Below are 19828 nucleotides of genomic sequence, written 5' to 3'. Positions count from 1 at the left end.
TCAGCGTTCGTGACGGCGCAGGCGTTTGTAGAGGGTGTTGCGGCTCACCCCCAGTTCCCGCGCCAAGTGGGAAATATTGCCGCCGGCGGCCTTCAGGCGCTGGTTCAGGTCGGCGTCGTCGCCCAGGCACTCGGCGACGGGCTGCGGTGCCTCGGCCTTCAAGTCCACAAAAAAATCATCCGGCAGGTGCTCGGGGCGAATCGGCTGTTCCTCGGCCATGGCCAATGCCACCTGCAACACACTGCTCACCTGGCGCAGGTTGCCCGGCCACGGGTGGCGCTCGAACAGCGCCAGCACCTCGGCGCTCAGCCCGGCCCACTGGCTCGGCTCGCGATGCTGCTGCCACAGTTGCTGGAATAACGCCCGCTTGTCGGTACGTTCGCGCAGCGCCGGCAGCTCCAGGGTCAGGCCGCCGATGCGGTAGTACAGATCCTCACGAAAACGCCCGCTCTGCACCCGTTCGCGCAGCGCACGGTTGGTCGCCGAGATAATGCGCAGATCCACCGGGAACAGCTCGCTGCTGCCCACCGGCTGCACGCAGCGCTCCTGCAACACGCGCAACAGGCGGGCCTGGGTCGGCAGGGGCATGTCGCCGATTTCGTCGAGAAACAGCGTGCCTTTGTCGGCCTTGCGAATCAGGCCAATGCTGCCTTTTTGGCTGGCGCCGGTGAATGCACCTTTTTCATAGCCAAACAGCTCCGACTCCACCAGCTCAGCGGGAATCGCCGCACAGTTCACTGCGATAAACGCCTGCCGGCTGCGGGAACTGGCCTGGTGCAGGGCCTTGACGAACACTTCCTTGCCCACCCCGGTCTCGCCGTGAATCAGCAGCGGGATGTCTTTCTCCAGCAGGCGCTCTGCCTGGCGTACGGCTTTTTCCACGCGTGCGTCGCCAAAGTGCAGGGTGTTAAGGCCAATCGGCGCGGGCTTTGGCGCGGTCGGCTGAGTGAACACGCGCGCCTGCACCGGTATTTGTTTGGGGCGCTTCAATAAACACTGGAAGCGATTGCGTCCCGCCGCCTGCAACGAAAAGGGCAGGCCTTCGGGCTGATTGAGCAATTCCAGCAGCGACACCTTGAACAGGCTGTCGATCATCACCCCCGACAGGCTGATGCCCAGCAGGTTATCGGCGCGACGGTTGGCCGAGAGCACCTGGCCGCTTTCATCGAAAATCAGCAGGCCGGCCCATTGGCTGTCGAGGTTGCTCAGACCGGTGTTGAAGGTCAGTTGAAAGTGCTCGCCGCGAAACACGTTGAGGATCAGCCGGTTTTCCACGGTCTGACTCATCATCTTGACCATGCCCAGGGTGTGGGAGGGCGGCAGGTAGCTGTCGCTCGACACATCCAGCACCGCGATGATCTCGCGCTGGGCATCGAAGATCGGCGCTGCGGAGCCGGTCATGAAGCGGTTGGCCTTGAGGAAGTGTTCATCGTGCTCGATGTGCACCGCCTGCGCACACGCCAGCGCGGTGCCGATGGCGTTGGTGCCGCTGGAGCGCTCCATCCAACTGGCGCCGGCGCTGAAACCGCGAGCCAGGTTGGGCTCGATAAAGCGTTGGGTGCCCCACGAAGTCAGCACCTGGCCCTGGTTGTCGGCCAGCATGATCAGGCAGTTGGAATTGCTGAGGATGTTTTCGTAGTAGGGCAGCACTTCCTGATGGGTGGTCTGTACCAGGGAATGCTGGCTCTCCAGCAGCCGGCTGATGCCCTCGGCGGGCAATTGGTCAAAGCTGGGTGCGCTCTGGTGGTCCATGCCAAAGGCGCGGCAACGGCGCCAGGATTCCTGGATGAGGGTGTCGTGAGCCAGTGGTTCGGCCATGGTGTGACCTGCATTTTTATTGTTATTGGGCTTGCACAATCTAAGGGTTGTAACCCGGCCAATGTGGGAAGGGGGCTTGCTCCCGATGACGGTGGGTCAGTCAGCTTGTTGCCGCTGATCCACTGCAATCGGGAGCTAGCCCCTCCCACATTTGATCTTCATTGCCCGTAAAGTGTTGTTCAGCACTGTTCATTGTCAACCCCCAAACTGTTCAGTTGTTCAGCCCGATTGTTCATGTCCAGGCGGCCTGTTCACTGCATTTCCTTACGGATCAATCACCTGCCGTTATTGGCACGAAACTCGCTCTGTCGACTGGCCAGATTCATTCCAATAATAAAAAGGTCGTGTCATGTCATTGACCCTGGAACATGTCTCCCGCGTCGTCGAAGGCCAGGTCTGGATCGACGATGCCAACCTGCGTTTCGAAGCCGGTTCCTTCAACGTATTGCTCGGCCGCACCCTGTCCGGCAAGACCAGCCTGATGCGCCTGATGGCCGGGCTGGACAAGCCCGACAGCGGCCGCATCCTGATGCACGGCGTGGACGTCACCCACAAGCCGGTGCGCCTGCGCAACGTGTCGATGGTGTACCAGCAGTTCATCAACTACCCGACCATGACCGTGTTCGAAAACATCGCCTCGCCGTTGCGCCAGGCCGGCGTGGCGGACGACGTGATTCAGAGCAAGGTGCTGGAAACGGCGCGCATGCTGCGCATCGAGAAGTTCCTCAAGCGCCACCCGCTGGAGTTGTCCGGTGGCCAGCAGCAACGCACGGCCATGGCCCGCGCGCTGGTCAAGGACGCCGAGCTGATCCTGTTCGACGAGCCGCTGGTGAACCTGGACTACAAACTGCGCGAAGAGCTGCGTCAGGAAATGCGCGAGTTGTTCGCGGCGCGCCACACCATCGCGATTTATGCCACCACCGAACCCAACGAGGCCCTGGCCCTGGGCGGCACCACCACCATCCTGCACGAAGGCCGGGTGATCCAGAGCGGCAAGGCCGCCGAGGTCTACCACCAGCCGCAGAGCGTGTTGGCTGCCGAACTGTTCTCCGAGCCACCGATCAACCTGATGCCCGGGCGTATCAGCGGCAATGAAGTGAGCTTTGCCAACTTCGTGCACTTCCCGCTCAACGTCGATCTGCGCCCCATTGGCGAGGGCGAATTTCGCTTCGGCGTGCGCCCCAGCCATATCAGCCTGGTGCCGAGCAACGACGACGACCTGGAGCTGGCGGTCACGGTGGAAGTCGCCGAGATCAGCGGCTCGGAAACCTTCTTGCATGTGCGCAGTGAGCACTTCCTGCTGGTGCTGCATTTGCCGGGGGTGCATGAATACGACGTCGACGCGCCGATCCGCGTGTATATCCCCACCCATAAACTGTTTGTGTTCGATGCCGAGGGCCGCCTGGTCCAGGCGCCCGGGCGCCGTGTCGCGAGGGTTGCCTGATGGCCGAGATCCATTTGCAGAACCTGGCGCACAGCTACAGCGCAGCGCCCGCCGGCCCTGAGGACTACGCGATTCGCGCCATGAACCATGTCTGGGAGCAGGGCGGTGCCTACGCCTTGCTCGGCCCCTCGGGCTGCGGCAAGTCGACCCTGCTCAATATCATCTCCGGCCTGCTCAGCCCGTCCGAAGGCCAGGTGCTGTTCGACGGCAAGGTGGTCAACGACCTCACGCCGGAGAAACGCAACATCGCCCAGGTGTTCCAGTTCCCGGTGGTGTACGACACCATGACGGTGTTCGACAACCTGGCCTTCCCCCTGCGCAACCAGGGCATGGCCGAGGCGAAGGTTCACAGCAAGGTGGCGGAAATTGCCGAAGTGCTGGACCTGCAAAATCTGCTGAGCAAGAAGGCGCGCAACCTCACTGCCGACGAAAAACAGAAAGTCTCGATGGGCCGTGGCCTGGTGCGCGACGACGTGTCGGCCATCCTGTTCGACGAACCGCTGACGGTGATCGACCCGCACCTGAAGTGGAAACTGCGGCGCAAGCTCAAGCAGATCCACGAGCAGTTCAACATCACCATGGTCTACGTCACCCACGACCAGTTGGAGGCTTCGACCTTCGCCGACAAGATCGCGGTGATGTACGGCGGGCAGATCGTGCAGTTTGGTACGCCCAGGGACTTGTTCGAGCGCCCCAGCCATACCTTTGTCGGCTATTTCATCGGCAGCCCCGGGATGAACCTCATCGAGGTGCAGGCCGAGGCGGGCGGGGTGCGCTTTGCCGGTACGCACCTGCCACTGTCCGAGGCGTTGCAACAGCGCCTCGCCGCTGCGGACTATAAAAAATTGCAGGTGGGCATTCGCCCGGAATTCATCCACGTGTGGGACGAGTACAACCCTGACGCCCTGCAGGCCGATGTCACGCATCTGGAAGACCTTGGCACCTACAAGATCATCACCCTCAAGCTCGACGGCGCGGTGCTCAAGGTGCGCCTGGCCGAAGACAAACCGGTGCCCGAGGGCAGGGTGTCGATCAGTTTTCCCGCACAGTGGCTGATGCTGTATGCCGACGATTACCTGCTGGAGGTGCTGCCATGAACAAGGTGCAGAACAACAAGGCGTGGTGGCTGGTGTTGCCGGTGTTCCTGCTGGTGGCCTTCAGCGCGGTGATCCCGATGATGACCGTGGTCAACTACTCGGTGCAGGACATTTTCGATCAGTCCAGCCGCTACTTCGTCGGCGCCGACTGGTACAAACAGGTGCTGCTCGACCCGCGCCTGCACGACTCGCTGGTGCGCCAGTTCATCTATTCGGCCTGCGTGCTGCTGATCGAAATCCCCCTGGGCATCGCCATCGCCCTGACCATGCCGACCAAGGGGCGCTGGTCGTCGCTGGTGCTGATCATCCTGGCGATTCCCCTGCTGATTCCGTGGAACGTGGTGGGCACCATCTGGCAGATCTTCGGCCGCGCCGACATCGGCCTGCTCGGCTATAGCCTCAATGCCCTGGGCATCAGCTACAACTACGCAGCGAATACGGCGGACGCGTGGGTCACCGTGCTGGTGATGGACGTGTGGCACTGGACCTCGCTGGTGGCGTTGCTGTGCTACTCGGGCCTGCGTGCGATTCCGGATGTTTACTACCAGGCGGCGAGGATTGATCGTGCGTCGGCGTGGGCGGTGTTCCGCCATATCCAGCTGCCCAAGATGAAAAGCGTGCTGCTGATCGCGGTGATGCTGCGCTTCATGGACAGCTTCATGATCTACACCGAGCCCTTCGTGCTGACGGGCGGCGGGCCGGGTAACGCCACCACCTTCCTCAGCCAGACGCTGACCCAGATGGCCGTCGGCCAATTCGATCTGGGTCCGGCGGCGGCGTTTTCCCTGGTGTACTTCCTGATCATCCTGTTGGTGTCCTGGCTGTTCTACACCGCCATGACCCACTCCGACGCCAACCGCTGAGGCCGCCAACATGAGCAAACGCAAGCTAATCCCGTTGCTGATCTACATCCTGTTCCTGCTGGTGCCGATCTACTGGCTGTTGAACATGTCCTTCAAGAGCAACACCGAAATCCTCGGCGGGCTGACGTTGTTTCCGCAGGATTTCACCCTGGCCAACTACAAGGTGATCTTCACCGACCCGAGCTGGTACACCGGTTATCTCAACTCGCTGTACTACGTAAGCCTGAACACGGTGATCTCCCTGAGCGTGGCGCTGCCCGCCGCGTACGCGTTTTCGCGCTACCGCTTCCTTGGCGACAAGCACCTGTTCTTCTGGCTGCTGACCAACCGCATGGCACCCCCGGCGGTGTTTTTGCTGCCGTTTTTCCAGCTGTATTCGTCCATCGGTCTGTTCGATACGCATATTGCGGTGGCGCTGGCGCACTGCCTGTTCAACGTGCCGCTGGCGGTATGGATCCTGGAGGGCTTCATGTCCGGGGTACCCAAGGAAATCGACGAAACCGCCTACATCGACGGCTATAGTTTTCCCAAGTTCTTCGTGAAGATTTTTATCCCGCTGATCGGCTCCGGTATCGGCGTCACGGCGTTTTTCTGCTTCATGTTTTCCTGGGTCGAATTGCTGCTGGCGCGCACGCTCACGTCGGTCAATGCCAAGCCCATTGCGGCAGTGATGACGCGCACGGTGTCGGCATCGGGCATTGACTGGGGTGTGCTGGCAGCGGCTGGGGTGTTGACCATCCTGCCGGGCATGCTGGTGATCTGGTTTGTTCGCAACCACGTGGCCAAGGGCTTTGCCCTGGGCCGGGTCTAGAGGAATCGATGATGGAATGGATGGCCTGGACCACCCCCACGGCGCTGTTCTTTGGCGGCATCGCGCTGATTCTGGCGGGCATGACCACCTGGGAACTGCGCTCGCCGAGCATACCCCGGCGCGGGTTTCTGCCGATCAGCACCACCCGTGGTGATCGTTTGTTTATCGGTCTTCTCGGCAGCGCCTACCTGCATTTGCTGGTGATCGGCGTTACCGACTGGAGCATCTGGGTGGCGTCCGCGCTCTCCCTGGTATGGCTGTTGAGTGTGATGCGTTGGGGCTAGTGCCCTTGTGAATAAACAACCAGGAGGTCTCTATGTTGAATAACAACAATAAGCTGCGACATAGCATTTCATTGGCTGCCGTACTGGCCCTCAGCGGTTTGAGCGCGTCGGCCTGGGCCGATGCGTACGAAGATGCCGCGAAAAAATGGATCGGCAGCGAGTTCAAACCGTCCACCCTCACGGCCGAACAGCAGTTGGAGGAATTGAAGTGGTTTATCAAGGCCGCCGAACCGTTCCGTGGGATGAAGATCAACGTGGTGTCGGAAACCCTCACCACCCACGAGTATGAGTCCAAGGTACTGGCCAAGGCCTTCAGCGAAATCACCGGCATCAAGCTGACCCATGACCTGCTGCAGGAAGGCGACGTGGTGGAGAAACTGCAGACCCAGATGCAGTCTGACAAGAATATCTATGACGGCTGGGTCAACGATTCCGATTTGATCGGTACGCACTTTCGCTATGGCAAGACCGAATCGATCACCGACCTGATGGCCAATGAAGGCAAGGACTTCACCTCGCCGACCCTGGACCTCAAGGACTTCATCGGCCTGTCATTCACCACCGCACCGGACGGCAAGCTGTATCAGCTGCCCGACCAGCAGTTCGCCAACCTCTACTGGTTCCGCGCCGACTGGTTCGAGCGGCCTGAGCTGAAAGCCAAATTCAAGGAAAAGTACGGCTACGATCTCGGCGTGCCGGTGAACTGGTCAGCCTATGAAGACATCGCCAAGTTCTTCAGCGAAGACGTCAAGGAAATCGACGGCAAGCGCATCTACGGGCACATGGATTACGGCAAGAAAGACCCGTCCCTGGGCTGGCGCTTCACCGATGCCTGGTTCTCCATGGCCGGCGGCGGCGACAAGGGCCTGCCCAACGGTTTGCCGGTGGACGAGTGGGGCATCCGCGTGGAGGACTGCCACCCGGTGGGCTCCAGCGTCACCCGTGGCGGCGACACCAACGGCCCGGCCGCTGTGTTCGCTACCCAGAAATACGTGGACTGGATGAAAGCCTACGCGCCACCGGAAGCGGCGGGCATGACCTTCTCCGAATCCGGCCCGGTGCCGTCCCAGGGCAACATCGCCCAGCAGATCTTCTGGTACACCGCGTTTACCGCCGACATGGTCAAGCCGGGCCTGCCGGTGGTGAATGCCGACGGCACGCCGAAATGGCGCATGGCGCCGTCGCCGGTCGGACCGTACTGGGAAAAGGGCATGAAGAAGGGCTACCAGGACGTGGGCTCCTGGACCTTCCTCAAATCCACCCCGGAGAAACAGAAACTCGCGGCCTGGCTGTACGCGCAGTTCGTGACATCGAAAACCGTATCGCTGAAAAAGACCATCGTCGGCCTGACGCCGATTCGTGAGTCCGACATCAACTCCCAGGCCATGACCGACATGGCGCCCAAGCTCGGTGGCCTGGTGGAGTTCTACCGCAGCCCGGCGCGCACCGAGTGGTCGCCGACCGGCACCAACGTGCCCGACTATCCACGGTTGGCGCAATTGTGGTGGAGCAACATCGCCGCAGCGGCCAGCGGCGAGAAAACCCCGCAACAGGCGCTGGACAACCTGGCCAAGGAACAGGATGCGATCATGACGCGCCTGGAGCGCTCCAAGGTGCAACCGGTGTGCGGTCCGAAAATGAACCCCGAGCGCGACGCGCAATACTGGTTCGATCAACCGGGCGCTCCCAAGCCGAAACTGGCCAACGAGAAACCCAAAGGCGAAACCGTGAACTACAACGACCTGCTCAAGCAGTGGGAGGCGGCGCGCAAATAACGAGGCCGAACCGGCAAGCAGGCCTGTTGTAAAGCAGGTCTGTTGTGGCGAGCAGGGCAAGCCTGCTCGCCACAGGTATCTGGGTGCCCCTTGCTATTGCGCTCATAGACCACTGATCCCCACTGTCCCAACCCCGATTGAATTTTCCGCACTGCCCGACGCTCTGCACTTTAGAGGCGCCTGCTAACGCGCGCCCGTTTGGGGTCTTCATGGTTGAAGGCCAGATTGCATCGGACTTTGCGGGAACTGCCATCATGACCCTGTTAACGGCGCTGTCGGGCCAGCCGGCCTCTGTTCATCACTCAAGCCACGGCCACTATCAGCGGGTGTACCAACAGCTCTACAACGAAGCCTCCAATGCTCGCGAGCTGGCGAACGAGTTTCTGCAAAGCCAGCTGGCGCAAGTGCAACACGCCGCCAGCGAGTTGCCTGATACCCCTGAGCAACTGCCCGCCTGGGTGGAGCAACGCTGCACCGCCGTGGCTGAGCAATACGCCGAGTACCTTGAACAGCGCCAGCAGGGCCGGCCACGCCGTTACTTCCAGAACAAGGCCCATGCGCTCTACGTGCTGCAGCGCGTGGCGCCGACCAAATACGTCGACGGCGCCTGGCTCTACGGCTTGTTGCGTTACTGGCAGGATCAGCGCTTCGACGGCCTGCTTACCACCTACCTGGAAGAATTGGGCGACGGCGAAGCCGCGCAGAACCATGTGGTGATCTACCGTAAATTGCTCAGCGATCACGATGCCGACAGCGAGGCTGGGGTCGAGGATGAGCATTACTTGCAAGGTGCCCTGCAACTGGCCTTGGGGCTATGTGCCGAGCAGTTCCTGCCGGAAATCATCGGCTATAACCTCGGCTATGAGCAGTTGCCCCTGCACCTGCTGATCACGTCCTACGAACTAAGCGAACTGGGCATCGACCCGTATTACTTCACCCTGCATGTCACCATCGACAACGCCGGCAGCGGCCATGCCTGCAAGGCGGCGCAGTCGGTGTTGAGCCTGTTGCCGCTGGGCGAGGGCAGAGACGAATTCTACCGACGTGTGGCCCAGGGCTATCGCCTCAACGACCTCGGCGCGGGCACCACCGCCGTCATCGAGGGCTTCAACCTGCAGGATGAGGTGGTGGCCATGTTGGAGCGCAAGCGCAGCTTCGGTCAGCACATGCATTCGGACTATTGCCGTTTCGAAGGCAAGACCGTCAACCAATGGCTGGCCAAGCCGGGGCAGATCGGCGATTTCCTCACCGCATTGCAGGACAAAGGCTGGATCGAGCGCGACCACGACCCGGCCGAAAGCCGCTTCTGGCAACTGATCGAAGGCGCTGGCGCAGCGATGTTCGGCGCTTTCAGCGGCTATGAAAAACAAGTGCTGCACGATTGGATTGCCGGCAGTTGGGTCAGCCCGCAGCGGGTGCCGCCAGTACGGCCGGGACGCGGCAGCCGCCTCTCCCGCGAGCAGCACCGCCCGGCAGACCCGGACACCCAGGCCCTGGTGGAATCGCTGTGGCAACTGCCCGACGAGCAGCAGATCAACACCCTGATCCCATGGATGTCCGCGCGCCGCCACTGCCTGCCCGTGGGCCTGTATGCCACTCGCCGTTTTATCCAGTTACGTGCGCGTCTGCGCTGAGGAAGCCTGCTTATGTCTGCACAACAACTCGCCGATCGCGCATTGCTCAACCTGGGCCGGGGCCTGAAGGAAAGCGGCTATCGCTTTATTACGCCGACGCCTTTGACCCACGAACGTGTCTTCAAACGCCTGGCCACGCCGCTGGCGATGAACCTGCGCGATGTGTTCGGCTGGTCGATGCCGTTCGACAGCGATCTGATGCCCGACGCCTTTCGCGACGAGCTGTGCCAGGCCGGCGTGATCGAAAAACAGGACGCCCTGTGGCGCAGCACGGTGCGCTGGTCGAGCCTGGGTGAGCTGCTGTTTGCCCATTCGCCGTATCCCACCAGCCAAGCCGACGCGGTGTTTTTCGGCCCCGACAGCTACCGGTTCGCCCACGTCATCGACGCCCATCTGCAGCAGCGCTTCGAGCCGTTGCGGCGAGCGGTGGACATTGGCTGTGGCGCCGGTGTCGGTGCATTGGTGGTCGCCCAGGCACGGCATGACGCCGAGGTGCTGGCAGTGGACATCAATCCCCAGGCCCTGCGCATGACGGCGGTGAATGCCGAGCTGGCCGGACTGAACAATGTCAGCGTGTACCAGAGCGACATCCTGGCAAGCGTCGAGGGCACGTTCGACCTGATCGTCGCCAACCCGCCCTACATGAACGACGACGGCCAGCGCGCCTATCGCCATGGCGGCGGCGCGTTGGGCGAGCAGTTGTCGCTGCGCATCCTCGACCAGGCACTGCAACGCCTGTCCCTGGGCGGCAGCCTGGTGCTCTACACCGGCGTGGCGATGGTGGCCGGTACCGACCCGTTTCTGGAGGCCGCGCGGCCTTTGCTGGGCAGCGATGCGTTCGGCTGGACCTATCGCGAACTGGACCCCGATGTGTTCGGCGAAGAACTCGATAAACCCGGCTATGAGCGCGTGGAGCGGATCGCCGTGGTCGCCCTCACCGTGACCCGCTTGCGGTGACGGGCTGTTAATTCAGATGCAGTCAATTCAGAGGCAGTCAACTCAAAGGAGAGCAACCGATGCGAGCCATGACCTATCAAGGCGCCCATAAGGTGCAGGTGGACACCGTCCCCGATCCCATCATTGAACAACCCGACGACATCATCCTGCGCGTCACGGCCACTGCCATCTGCGGTTCCGACCTGCACCTGTATCGGGGCAAGATCCCCACGGTGGAACACGGCGATATTTTCGGCCATGAATTCATGGGCATCGTCGAAGAAACCGGCCCAGCGGTCACGGCAGTGCAGCGCGGCGACCGGGTGGTGATCCCGTTTGTGATTGCCTGTGGTGATTGCTTCTTCTGCCAACTGCAGCAATTTGCCGCCTGCGAAACCACCAACGACGGCCGAGGTGCGATCCTCAATAAAAAGGCGATCCCACCGGGTGCCGCGCTGTTCGGCTACAGCCGCCTGTATGGCGGTGTGCCGGGTGGCCAGGCCGAACTGGTGCGGGTGCCCAAGGCCAACACCGGACCGTTCAAGGTGCCCGGCACTCTGGCCGATGAAAAGGTGCTGTTCCTCTCGGACATCCTGCCCACCGCCTGGCAGGCCGTGACCAATGCGGGCATCGGCAAAGGCTCAAGCGTGGCAATCTACGGCGCCGGCCCGGTGGGCCTGCTCAGTGCGGCCTGCGCGCAGATGCTGGGCGCCGAGCAGATCTTCATGGTCGATGACCACCCGTATCGGCTGGCCTATGCGCAGAAAATGTACGGCGTGATCCCGATCAATTTCGAGGAAGACGACGACCCCGCCGACACCATCATCCGTCAGACCGCCGGCATGCGCGGCGTCGATGGCGTGGTGGATGCGGTGGGTTTCGAGGCCAAGGGCAGCACCACCGAAACGATCCTCACCACGCTCAAGATCGAAGGCAGTAGCGGCAAGGCGTTGCGCCAATGCATTGCGGCCGTGCGCCGTGGTGGGGTGGTCAGCGTGGCGGGGGTGTATGCCGGGTTTATCCATGGCTTCATGTTTGGCGATGCGTTCGACAAAGGCCTCACGTTCAAGATGGGCCAGACCCATGTGCAGCGCTTTTTGCCTGAGCTGCTTGAGCATATTGAGCTGGGGCACCTCAATCCCGAAGCGATCGTGACCCATCGACTGTCGCTGGAGCAGGCTGCGCGCGGGTACGAGCTGTTTGACAAGGGCGAAGAGGAGTGCCGCAAGGTGATCCTGATGCCAGGGATCGATGATCGGCCGCTGGTGGAGCCGCTGGAAGAAGAGCTGACGCCGGAGTTTCGTGTGCAGGGCGTGCAGGGCTTTTGAGGCTCAATGTGTGAGAGGGGCAAGCCCCTCTCACATGTTCATGTGTTTTGGCTTCAGGCCGCTTGTGGCTGAAGGTGCAGTTCGCCTTCCACATCCTTGACCAGCCCGCTGGCCAGGAACAGCGGTGCCACACGCTTGTGCAGCTGCGGCTCGACAAACGCTCTCACCGTGTTCAGATCCAGCGCGCCACTGAGCGGCAATTCGGCCTTGGTATACGACAGCCACGCCTTCTTCAACGCCATCAGCACATCACTGCCCGCCGTCGAGGCGAAGCGGCGGTGGGTGGGTTTCGCGTCAAAGGTGAAGGTGTGCTGGAACGCATAGCCGCTCTCGTCACCGCCACCGGCAACGCAGCGTACGCACGTGCACGCGCCATCGCCGAACGCGCTCTGCAGGTAGGCGTTGAAGTCCACCACGTTCTTGAGTGACAGGCGCTTATCCACCTCGAACAGGTCTCCGGTCATTTTTTCGTCAGTGTTCAACGTCGATTTCCTCGCAGGTCGGCGGCAGTATTCTAAATCGCGGCACAATAACAGCCGAGCGTTGGCTTGAGAATTATTTGCATAACAATAGATCCCGATATTCTTTTCCAGTCTTAAAAATCGTCGCTACGCTCAGTCACCTTTACGACAACGCGGCAGACCTTTCATGACGTTCAAACGTGCTTCCCTGACCCTGCTGGCCGTCGCGAGCGCCTTGCTCAGCGTTGGTGCCCAAGCCGAAGGCAAAATCAGCATCGCCCAGCAGTTCGGCATTGGCTACCTGATCCTCGACGTAGTGCGCGACCAGCACCTGATCGAAAAACACGGCAAGGAACAGGGCCTGGATATCCAGGTGGAATGGAACAGCATTTCCGGCGCCACCGCCATGAACGAGTCGCTGCTCGCCGGCGCACTGGACGTGGTCTCTGCCGGGGTACCGCCGATGCTCACCCTGTGGGACCGTACCAAGGGCAAACAGAACGTCAAGGCCATCGCCTCCCTGGGCTCGATGCCCAACTACCTGCTCACCAACAACCCTGACGTGAAGGCCCTCAAGGACTTCACCGAAAAAGACCGCATCGCCGTGCCTGCCGCCGGCGTGGGTTTCCAGTCGCGCACCCTGCAAATCGAAACGGCCAGACAGTTTGGCGATGCCAACTACAAGAAGTTCGATGATATCTCCATCAGCCTGGCCCACCCTGACGCCACGGCGGCGCTGATTGCCGGCGGGTCGGAGATCAATGCGCACTTCTCCAGCCCGCCGTTTCAGTATCAGGAATTGTTGAATCCCAAGGTGCACAAGGTGCTCAGTTCGTACGACATTCTGGGCGGGCCGGCTACGTTCAATGTGCTTTATACGACGCAGAAGTTTCACGACGAAAATCCCAGGACCTACAAGGCTTTTTACGCTGCCTTGGCTGAAGCCGAGCAGATTATCAAGGCTGACAAGCCGGCGGCGGCCAAGGCTTACATCCGGATAGAGCAGTCGAAGTTGCCGCTGGAGCTGGTTGAGAAAATCGTGCAGGACCCGGAGATTGATTTCACTATCGTGCCGCAGCGGACCTATATCTATGCCGAGAAATTGCAGGCGTTGGGGGTGTTGAAGAACAAGGCGGGGAGTTGGAAGGATTATTTTTTTGAAGAGGCTTATGGGGGGGAGGGGGGTTGAAAATCCTGGGGTTTGGGGGGGCATATCCGTTATTTAGGTGACGGCTGATATGGGTTCCGCCCTTACGGCGGGTCACTTTTGGAAAAGAGCCCCAAAAGTAACCAAAAGGGCTCTTGCCCCAACACTCGGTGCCTCGCCCAGGCTCGGCATGCCCTCACTCCGGCTTTGGAGCGTGGGCCGCCGCGATGGGCCATCCTTGGCCCAGCGCGGCTAACCCGGCGTCCTGCCGGGTTACCCACGCTCCAAAGCCTGCGTTCGGCCAGCGTGTTTGACGGGGCGCCTCAGATCAAAAGCAAAAGCGCGGCGGCCTTAGAGCCGACCGGAGTTTTTCTACCTGGCGCTGTTCAAAATGTGGGAGGGGGCTTGCTCCCGATGGCTGAGTGTCAGTCAGCTTATGTGTAGCTGACCCACTGCCATCGGGAGCAAGCCCCCTCCCACACTTGGATCTCCATTTGTCTGATGGATATCACACTGCTTTTGCTTTGCTTTGCTTTGCTTTGCTTTGCTTTGCTTTGCTTTGCTTTGCTTTGCTTTGCTTTGGCTTTTGATCTTGATCTTGATCTCAAGCGCCCCCTCAACCACGCTGGCCGCACGCAGGCTTGAATCCGTGGTTAACCCGGCAGGACGCCGGGTTAGCCGCACTGGGCCATGGATGGCCCATTGCGGCGGCCCACGGATTCAAGCCGGAGTGCGGGCACACCGAGCATTAGCGAGGTGCCGAGTGGTGGGGCAAGAGCCCTTTGGTTACTTTGGGGCTCTTTTCCAAAGTGACCCGCCGTAAGGGCGGAACCAATAGCCGCCGTTACCCAAATAACGGATATGTACCAGTCGGCTAGCGAAAAAACTCCCCAGGCGTCCCCCCAAACTGCTGCCGAAACGCATTAATAAACGCCGAAGTCGATTCATACCCGCACCCCAACGCTACATCCGTCACCCGCTCACCTTGCTCCAGCGCAGGCAGCGCGCTGAGCAGCCGCAAGCGCTGACGCCAGGCACGAAAGGTCAGCCCGGTATCCCCCAAAAACAACCGACTGAGCGTCTTCTCACTCACTGCCAGCTTGCGGCTCCACTCACCCAGGGTCGTCTGCTGTTCAGGACGTAGGCTCAGGCTGCGGTAGATCTGGCGCAAGCGCGGGTCGTGGGGCAGGGGCAGCATCAAGTCTACCTGCGGCGCTGCCGCCAACTGATCCAGCAGCACCTGTGCCAGACGCCCTTGCGGCCCGTCCTCGGCGTAGGCTGCCGGCAACGCGCTGAAGCTGCGAATCAACTCACGCAACAAGTGGCTCACCTCCAGCACATGGCAGCGCTCGATTGCCCAGGTGGTCACGCTGCAATCCAGGTACAGGCTGCGCATCTCGGTGTGCGGCGCGCTGTAGACCCGGTGCGGCATGCCTGCCGGGATCCACACCGCGCGCTGCGGCGGGGCGACGAAGCGTCCGGCGCTGGTCTGAATTTCCAACACGCCGGAAATCGCGTAGGACAGTTGCACCCACGGGTGGCTGTGCCGGCGTGTCAGGGCGCGGTTGGGCAGGGATTCGGTGCGTCCGTACACCGGACGCGGCAGGCTGGAAAGCCCGGGCACACTGCGCTGAACGGTCTTTTCATGTCCTTTAGGCGGCATTTACTGGCTCATTGGCGTTAGTCGGTAACAGGTGGTTACGTTAGAGTCGCCAAGGTGCGCTTGGCAACCCCTGGAAGATTTGCTTATGACCCGTCCACGTTTTCTCCCCGACAATTTCACCCTGACCCTGATCGCCACGGTGATCCTTGCCTCCCTGTTGCCGGTCAACGGCCAGGCGGCGGTGGCCTTTGGCTGGGTGACCAACCTGGCGATTGCGCTGCTGTTTTTCCTGCACGGCGCCAAGCTGTCGCGCACTGCCATCGTCGCCGGTGCCGGTCACTGGCGTCTGCACCTGTTGGTGTTCAGCCTGACCTTCGTGCTGTTTCCCCTGCTGGGCCTGGCGCTCAAGCCAGTGCTGTCGCCGCTGATCGGTAAAGACCTGTACATGGGCATGCTGTACCTGTGTGCGCTGCCGGCCACGGTGCAGTCGGCGATTGCTTTCACCTCCCTGGCGCGCGGCAACATCCCGGCGGCGATCTGCAGTGCGGCGGCTTCCAGCCTGTTCGGTATTTTCCTCACGCCGCTGCTGGTGACGCTGCTGCTCAACGTGCACGGTGAGGGCGGCTCCACGGTGGATGCGATCCTGAAAATCAGCGTGCAGCTGTTGCTGCCATTTATTGCCGGGCAGATTGCCCGCCGCTGGATCGGCGACTGGGTCGGGCGCAATAAATCCTGGCTCAAGTTCGTCGACCAGGGTTCGATCCTGCTGGTGGTCTACGGCGCGTTCAGCGAAGCGGTCAACGAAGGGATCTGGTATCAAATTCCGCTGTGGGAGCTGGGCGGGCTGGTGCTGGCCTGCTGCGTACTGCTGGCGTTGGTGCTGGTGGCATCGACGCTGCTGAGCAAGGTGTTCGGCTTCACTCAGGAAGACCGCATCACCATTTTGTTCTGCGGTTCGAAGAAGAGCCTCGCCACCGGCGTGCCGATGGCGCAGGTGCTGTTCGCCGGGGCAAGCATGGGGGTGCTGATCCTGCCGCTGATGCTGTTTCATCAGATCCAGTTGATGGTGTGCGCGGCGTTGGCGCAGCGTTATGCGAATCGGCCGGAGCGTATTCCGGAGCTGATGGCGCAGGTCGATCCCTGATCCAGGTGTGAGCCCTGGCCCGACAACCGGACAAGCTCCGCGCCCACAGCGCTGGCGAGAAACCTATAGAATGTTCGGCGGTCACGCAGGTTCTGCGTGGCCGTTTTGACCCTCTTCAGAGTACCTCGCCGTTCCATGAGCCTTTCAGCCGCTACACCCCAGCCCAACTGGCAGCCGGTCATCGCCCTCGCGCTGGCCGCTTTTGTGTTCAATACCACCGAATTCGTGCCGGTCGGCCTGCTCAGCGCCATCGGTGCCAGCTTCGACATGCCGATTGCCAACGTCGGCCTGATGCTCACCATCTATGCCTGGATCGTTTCGCTGACCTCGTTGCCGGTGATGCTGCTGACGCGCAACATCGAGCGGCGCAAATTGCTGATCGTGTTGTTCGCCATGTTCATCGCCAGCCATGTCCTTTCCAGCGTCGCCACCAGCTTCGGCCTGTTGATGGTCAGTCGTGTCGGCATTGCGTTGTCCCATGCCCTGTTCTGGTCGATCACCGCCTCGCTGGCGGTGCGCCTGGCGCCGCAAGGCAAGCAGGTGCAGGCCCTGGGCCTGCTGGCCACCGGTACTTCACTGGCGATGGTATTGGGCATTCCTCTGGGCCGCCTGCTCGGCGAAGCCATGGGCTGGCGCACCACCTTTCTGGTGATCGGCGCGTTTGCCGCCGCGCTGGTGTTCTGGCTGGCGCGCACCTTGCCGCTGCTGCCGAGCCAGAACTCCGGTTCACTGCGCAGCCTGCCACTGCTGTTCAAGCGTCCGGCGCTGGTGGCGCTCTACGTACTCACCGCGCTGACGGTGACGGCGCAATTCACCGCCTACAGCTACATCGAACCTTTCGTCGAAGGCGTGGCTGGCATGAGCGGCAGCGCGGTCACGTTGATCCTGTTGGTGTTCGGCGGCGCGGGCATCATCGGCTCGCTGCTGTTCAGCCTGGTGCACCGTTTCAATCCCCATCTGTTCGTGGTCGGCGCGGTGTTCATCCTCGCCGCGTGCCTGGCCCTGATGCTGCCGCTGAGCGGCGCCGAGTCCTACCTGGTGGTGCTGAGCATTTTCTGGGGCATGGCGATCATGGGCTTTGGTCTGGCCATGCAGTCCAAAGTGCTGGTGCTCGCACCGGACGCCACCGACGTGGCCATGGCGATGTTTTCCGGCATCTACAACATCGGTATCGGCGGCGGTGCCCTGATGGGCAGCTGGGTCGGCAGCCACTTCGGTTTCGCCTGGATCGGCGCGGCGGGCGGGTTGCTGGCGGCCTTGGCGTTGGCAGGGTATTGCCTGGCCATTCGGCGGTTCGGGCAGGGTATCTAACCCTCCGGCGACCGCCACCCTTGTGGCGAGCGGGCTTGCCCCGCGTTGGGGTGCGAAGCGCCCCCAATCCAGCAAAAACGAGGTGTACCTGATACGGCTCAGCGCCTGGTTTTGGGGCTGCTGCGCAGCCCAACGCAGGACAAGCCTGCTCGCCACAGAGGGGCGCCTGGTGCCAGGGATGATCATGGCATCTGCGGCAGTTCATGGGGTCTCAGATCGAACACCAGCACCTCGGCGTCCTTGCCCTGGCGCAGTTGGATCTGCCGCTCGTCACGCACCCGGGCACCGTCGCCTTCGTGCAAGCGTTGGCCGTTGACCTCGACACTGCCGCGCGCCACATGGATATACAGGTGACGCTCGCTCGCCACGTCCAGGGTCGCGCTTTCGTCACCGTTGAACAGCCCCGCATACACTCGCGCGTCCTGGCGTACCTGCAGCGAGCCGTCAGCGCCGTCCGGCGAGATGATCAGTTGCAACCGTCCGCGTTTTTGCGCCTCGCTGAAGTGTTCCTGCTGGTAGCGCGGTTCGGCGCCGGACACGTTCGGCACGATCCAGATTTGCAGGAAGTGCACGCCCAGGCGCTGGCTGTGGTTGAACTCGCTGTGGGCCACGCCGCTGCCGGCGCTCATCAGTTGCACATCGCCGGGGCGGATCACCGAGCCGGTGCCCAGGGTGTCCTTGTGTTCCAGGGCACCTTCAAGCACGTAGGAGAAAATCTCCATGTCGCGGTGCGGGTGCTGGCCAAAGCCCTTGCCGGCGGCGACGCGGTCATCGTTGATCACCAGCAGGTCGGAAAAACCCTGTTCGGCGGGGTTCCAGTAGCTGGCGAAGGAGAAGGTGTGGAACGACTTCAACCAACCGTGATTGGCGGCGCCGCGTTCGCAAGCGTTGCGAAGGGTCAGCATGGTGGTGTCCTCAAATGAGCGCGGGCTGCGACATGCAGGGCGCTGGCGTTGAGAAGAAGGTTAATGGTTACGCAGATATTCATTAAGAAGATGAAAGCTGAATAACTGTCTCGCCAGAGTTGACAGTAAAAGCCATGCCATAATGGTCGTCGCTTTCCCTCGCGATGGATATTGAAACGATGAAAACCGTGGCCATGGTGCTGTTTCCGGATTTCCTGCTGCTCGACATGGCCGGTCCGCTCGAAGTGTTTTCGATTGCCAATCGCTACCTGCCGGCGGCGGACCATTATCGGATCGTCACCCTCGGCATCGATGCGGGCCAGGTGGTCGCCTCCAATGGCGTGAAGGTGCAGCCCGATCTGCTGCTGGATCAGGCCGGCGGCGCTTACGACTTGCTGCTGGTGCCCGGCGGCCCCGGTGCCTACAACGAATGCCATCCGGCGCTGTTGCCCTGGCTCAAGGCCGCCGCGCCACGTGCCGGGCGCTATGGCTCGATCTGCACCGGCGCTTTTGTGCTGGGGCATGCCGGGCTGCTCGACGGTCGTCGCGTTACAACCCATTGGCACTACACCGAGCGGCTGATCAAGGGCTTTCCCCAGGCCACTGTCGAGACCGACCACATCTACCTGCAGGACGGCCGTCTGATCACTTCGGGCGGCGTCACCGCTGGCATCGACCTGGCGCTGTCGGTGGTGGCCCAGGACCATGGCAAGCAGGTTGCGGTGGACGTGGCCAAGGTGCTGCTGGTGGTGATGAAACGCCAGGGCGGCCAGGCCCAGTTCAGCCCGATGACCGCCGCAGTGGCGCCCCACGAAACCGCGATTACCCGCGTGCAGAACCAGGTGCTGGCGCAGTTGGACCAGCCGTTTGGCATCGAGTCGATGGCAGCGCTGGCCGGCATGAGCGCGCGGCATTTTGCGCGGCTGTTTGCCAAGGAAGTGCAGATGACGCCCATGGCGTTCCTGCAGGGCGCGCGCATCGATCGCGCCCGGCACCTGCTGGAAACCACCGACCTGCCGCTCAAGACCGTGGCCTTCCACGCAGGCTTTGGCAGCGTGCGGCACATGCGCTTTCTATTCAGCGAAAAACTCGGCCTGAACCCCACCCAGTACCGTCAGCAGTTCAGTTAAGGCGCGATTGTCCGTCTCAGGCACACCAATGTCCGTCTGGTTCCCCGTGCCGGGATTGTCCTGTCCCGAGCAACTGGCAAGATAACGCCAGGCCCCTGGAAAAGGATGCGCAGACGCCCAAGGTCGGGTGTTCCAGC

18 protein-coding genes are annotated in these 19828 nt (G+C 61.7%); 14 read left to right on the top strand and 4 right to left on the bottom strand.

From position 1 onward, the window contains the following. Nucleotides 1-1818 carry a sigma-54-dependent Fis family transcriptional regulator gene (locus H045_RS10465; protein WP_015372335.1) on the bottom strand — a complete coding sequence of 606 codons (1818 nt, stop codon included), beginning with the start codon at nucleotides 1816-1818 and terminating at the stop codon, nucleotides 1-3. A gap of 349 nt (nucleotides 1819-2167) precedes the next feature. Between H045_RS10465 and H045_RS10460 the strand changes: the two genes are divergently transcribed. The 9 genes from H045_RS10460 to H045_RS10420 all read left to right on the top strand — a co-directional run bounded on the left by H045_RS10460 (nucleotide 2168) and on the right by H045_RS10420 (nucleotide 11990). Then, nucleotides 2168-3262, top strand: coding sequence for an ABC transporter ATP-binding protein (locus tag H045_RS10460; protein ID WP_003232355.1), 1095 nt, complete (start codon nucleotides 2168-2170; stop codon nucleotides 3260-3262). Then, entirely contained in the window at nucleotides 3262-4359 is a 1098-nt protein-coding gene (locus tag H045_RS10455) for an ABC transporter ATP-binding protein (protein ID WP_015372334.1), read from the top strand. The genes H045_RS10460 and H045_RS10455 overlap by 1 nt, the downstream gene beginning before the upstream one ends. Beyond that, complete coding sequence (locus tag H045_RS10450) at nucleotides 4356-5222, top strand: carbohydrate ABC transporter permease (RefSeq protein WP_003232359.1); 867 nt, start codon at nucleotides 4356-4358, stop codon at nucleotides 5220-5222. Before H045_RS10455 ends, H045_RS10450 begins: the two co-directional genes overlap by 4 nt. Before the next feature lie 10 nt (nucleotides 5223-5232). Next, entirely contained in the window at nucleotides 5233-6033 is an 801-nt protein-coding gene (locus H045_RS10445) for a carbohydrate ABC transporter permease (RefSeq protein ID WP_003232361.1), read from the top strand. Between the two features lie 11 nt (nucleotides 6034-6044). Next, entirely contained in the window at nucleotides 6045-6317 is a 273-nt protein-coding gene (locus tag H045_RS10440) for a DUF2160 domain-containing protein (protein WP_003232363.1), read from the top strand. Between the two features lie 32 nt (nucleotides 6318-6349). Beyond that, nucleotides 6350-8092 (top strand): ABC transporter substrate-binding protein, encoded by a 1743-nt coding sequence (locus H045_RS10435; protein WP_003232365.1) that lies wholly within the window; start codon nucleotides 6350-6352, stop codon nucleotides 8090-8092. Nucleotides 8093-8346: 254 nt separating this feature from the next. Then, the gene (locus H045_RS10430) at nucleotides 8347-9726 is read left to right on the top strand and encodes an iron-containing redox enzyme family protein (protein WP_015372333.1); all 1380 of its coding nucleotides are present in this window, start codon (nucleotides 8347-8349) and stop codon (nucleotides 9724-9726) included. A 12-nt stretch (nucleotides 9727-9738) separates the two neighbouring features. Beyond that, on the top strand, nucleotides 9739-10683 hold the full coding sequence (locus tag H045_RS10425; RefSeq protein ID WP_003232369.1) for a methyltransferase: 945 nt from the start codon (nucleotides 9739-9741) through the stop codon (nucleotides 10681-10683). Nucleotides 10684-10742: 59 nt separating this feature from the next. Next, nucleotides 10743-11990, top strand: coding sequence for a zinc-dependent alcohol dehydrogenase (locus H045_RS10420; protein WP_015372332.1), 1248 nt, complete (start codon nucleotides 10743-10745; stop codon nucleotides 11988-11990). 53 nt (nucleotides 11991-12043) lie between these two features. Here the strand turns inward: H045_RS10420 and H045_RS10415 are convergent, their stop codons facing one another. Further along, nucleotides 12044-12472, bottom strand: coding sequence for a hypothetical protein (locus H045_RS10415; RefSeq protein ID WP_015372331.1), 429 nt, complete (start codon nucleotides 12470-12472; stop codon nucleotides 12044-12046). Between the two features lie 166 nt (nucleotides 12473-12638). On the opposite strand from H045_RS10415, the gene H045_RS10410 reads away from it, so the two are divergent. After that, nucleotides 12639-13640, top strand: a complete 1002-nt coding sequence (locus tag H045_RS10410) for an ABC transporter substrate-binding protein (RefSeq protein WP_003232374.1) — start codon at nucleotides 12639-12641, stop codon at nucleotides 13638-13640. Nucleotides 13641-14099: 459 nt separating this feature from the next. Beyond that, the gene (locus H045_RS25080; protein ID WP_157225360.1) at nucleotides 14100-14243 is read left to right on the top strand and encodes a hypothetical protein; all 144 of its coding nucleotides are present in this window, start codon (nucleotides 14100-14102) and stop codon (nucleotides 14241-14243) included. 229 nt (nucleotides 14244-14472) lie between these two features. Here the strand turns inward: H045_RS25080 and H045_RS10405 are convergent, their stop codons facing one another. Then, nucleotides 14473-15261, bottom strand: coding sequence for an AraC family transcriptional regulator (locus H045_RS10405; protein ID WP_003237568.1), 789 nt, complete (start codon nucleotides 15259-15261; stop codon nucleotides 14473-14475). A gap of 85 nt (nucleotides 15262-15346) precedes the next feature. Here H045_RS10405 and H045_RS10400 point away from each other — a divergent pair, with 85 nt between their 5' ends. Both H045_RS10400 and H045_RS10395 read left to right on the top strand, forming a co-directional pair. Then, nucleotides 15347-16345 (top strand): bile acid:sodium symporter family protein, encoded by a 999-nt coding sequence (locus tag H045_RS10400; protein ID WP_003237570.1) that lies wholly within the window; start codon nucleotides 15347-15349, stop codon nucleotides 16343-16345. A gap of 135 nt (nucleotides 16346-16480) precedes the next feature. Next, a complete protein-coding gene (locus tag H045_RS10395) occupies nucleotides 16481-17656 on the top strand; it encodes a sugar transporter (RefSeq protein ID WP_015372329.1) in 1176 nt (391 codons plus the stop codon). Between the two features lie 182 nt (nucleotides 17657-17838). Here H045_RS10395 and H045_RS10390 read toward each other — a convergent pair whose 3' ends face one another. Further along, nucleotides 17839-18561: a pirin family protein gene (locus H045_RS10390; protein ID WP_015372328.1), complete on the bottom strand. Its 723-nt coding sequence runs from the start codon at nucleotides 18559-18561 to the stop codon at nucleotides 17839-17841. 179 nt (nucleotides 18562-18740) lie between these two features. On the opposite strand from H045_RS10390, the gene H045_RS10385 reads away from it, so the two are divergent. Beyond that, nucleotides 18741-19691 carry a GlxA family transcriptional regulator gene (locus H045_RS10385; RefSeq protein ID WP_015372327.1) on the top strand — a complete coding sequence of 317 codons (951 nt, stop codon included), beginning with the start codon at nucleotides 18741-18743 and terminating at the stop codon, nucleotides 19689-19691. The last annotated feature ends 137 nt before the right edge of the window (nucleotides 19692-19828 follow it).

This window comes from Pseudomonas poae RE*1-1-14 (assembly GCF_000336465.1).
In the GTDB taxonomy this organism is placed as follows: domain Bacteria; phylum Pseudomonadota; class Gammaproteobacteria; order Pseudomonadales; family Pseudomonadaceae; genus Aquipseudomonas; species Aquipseudomonas poae.
This window is presented reverse-complemented; position numbering and strand designations above follow the sequence as displayed.

Coding starts and splice junctions, on each gene's coding strand:
- H045_RS10430 (WP_015372333.1), top strand. CDS start 8,347: ATGACCCTGTTAACGGCGCTGTCGGGCCAGCCGGCCTCTGTTCATCAC.
- H045_RS10390 (WP_015372328.1), bottom strand. CDS start 18,561: ATGCTGACCCTTCGCAACGCTTGCGAACGCGGCGCCGCCAATCACGGT.
- H045_RS10410 (WP_003232374.1), top strand. CDS start 12,639: ATGACGTTCAAACGTGCTTCCCTGACCCTGCTGGCCGTCGCGAGCGCC.
- H045_RS10385 (WP_015372327.1), top strand. CDS start 18,741: ATGAAAACCGTGGCCATGGTGCTGTTTCCGGATTTCCTGCTGCTCGAC.
- H045_RS25080 (WP_157225360.1), top strand. CDS start 14,100: ATGGATATCACACTGCTTTTGCTTTGCTTTGCTTTGCTTTGCTTTGCT.
- H045_RS10395 (WP_015372329.1), top strand. CDS start 16,481: ATGAGCCTTTCAGCCGCTACACCCCAGCCCAACTGGCAGCCGGTCATC.
- H045_RS10460 (WP_003232355.1), top strand. CDS start 2,168: ATGTCATTGACCCTGGAACATGTCTCCCGCGTCGTCGAAGGCCAGGTC.
- H045_RS10450 (WP_003232359.1), top strand. CDS start 4,356: ATGAACAAGGTGCAGAACAACAAGGCGTGGTGGCTGGTGTTGCCGGTG.
- H045_RS10440 (WP_003232363.1), top strand. CDS start 6,045: ATGGAATGGATGGCCTGGACCACCCCCACGGCGCTGTTCTTTGGCGGC.
- H045_RS10420 (WP_015372332.1), top strand. CDS start 10,743: ATGCGAGCCATGACCTATCAAGGCGCCCATAAGGTGCAGGTGGACACC.
- H045_RS10455 (WP_015372334.1), top strand. CDS start 3,262: ATGGCCGAGATCCATTTGCAGAACCTGGCGCACAGCTACAGCGCAGCG.
- H045_RS10445 (WP_003232361.1), top strand. CDS start 5,233: ATGAGCAAACGCAAGCTAATCCCGTTGCTGATCTACATCCTGTTCCTG.
- H045_RS10405 (WP_003237568.1), bottom strand. CDS start 15,261: ATGCCGCCTAAAGGACATGAAAAGACCGTTCAGCGCAGTGTGCCCGGG.
- H045_RS10400 (WP_003237570.1), top strand. CDS start 15,347: ATGACCCGTCCACGTTTTCTCCCCGACAATTTCACCCTGACCCTGATC.
- H045_RS10435 (WP_003232365.1), top strand. CDS start 6,350: ATGTTGAATAACAACAATAAGCTGCGACATAGCATTTCATTGGCTGCC.
- H045_RS10425 (WP_003232369.1), top strand. CDS start 9,739: ATGTCTGCACAACAACTCGCCGATCGCGCATTGCTCAACCTGGGCCGG.
- H045_RS10465 (WP_015372335.1), bottom strand. CDS start 1,818: ATGGCCGAACCACTGGCTCACGACACCCTCATCCAGGAATCCTGGCGC.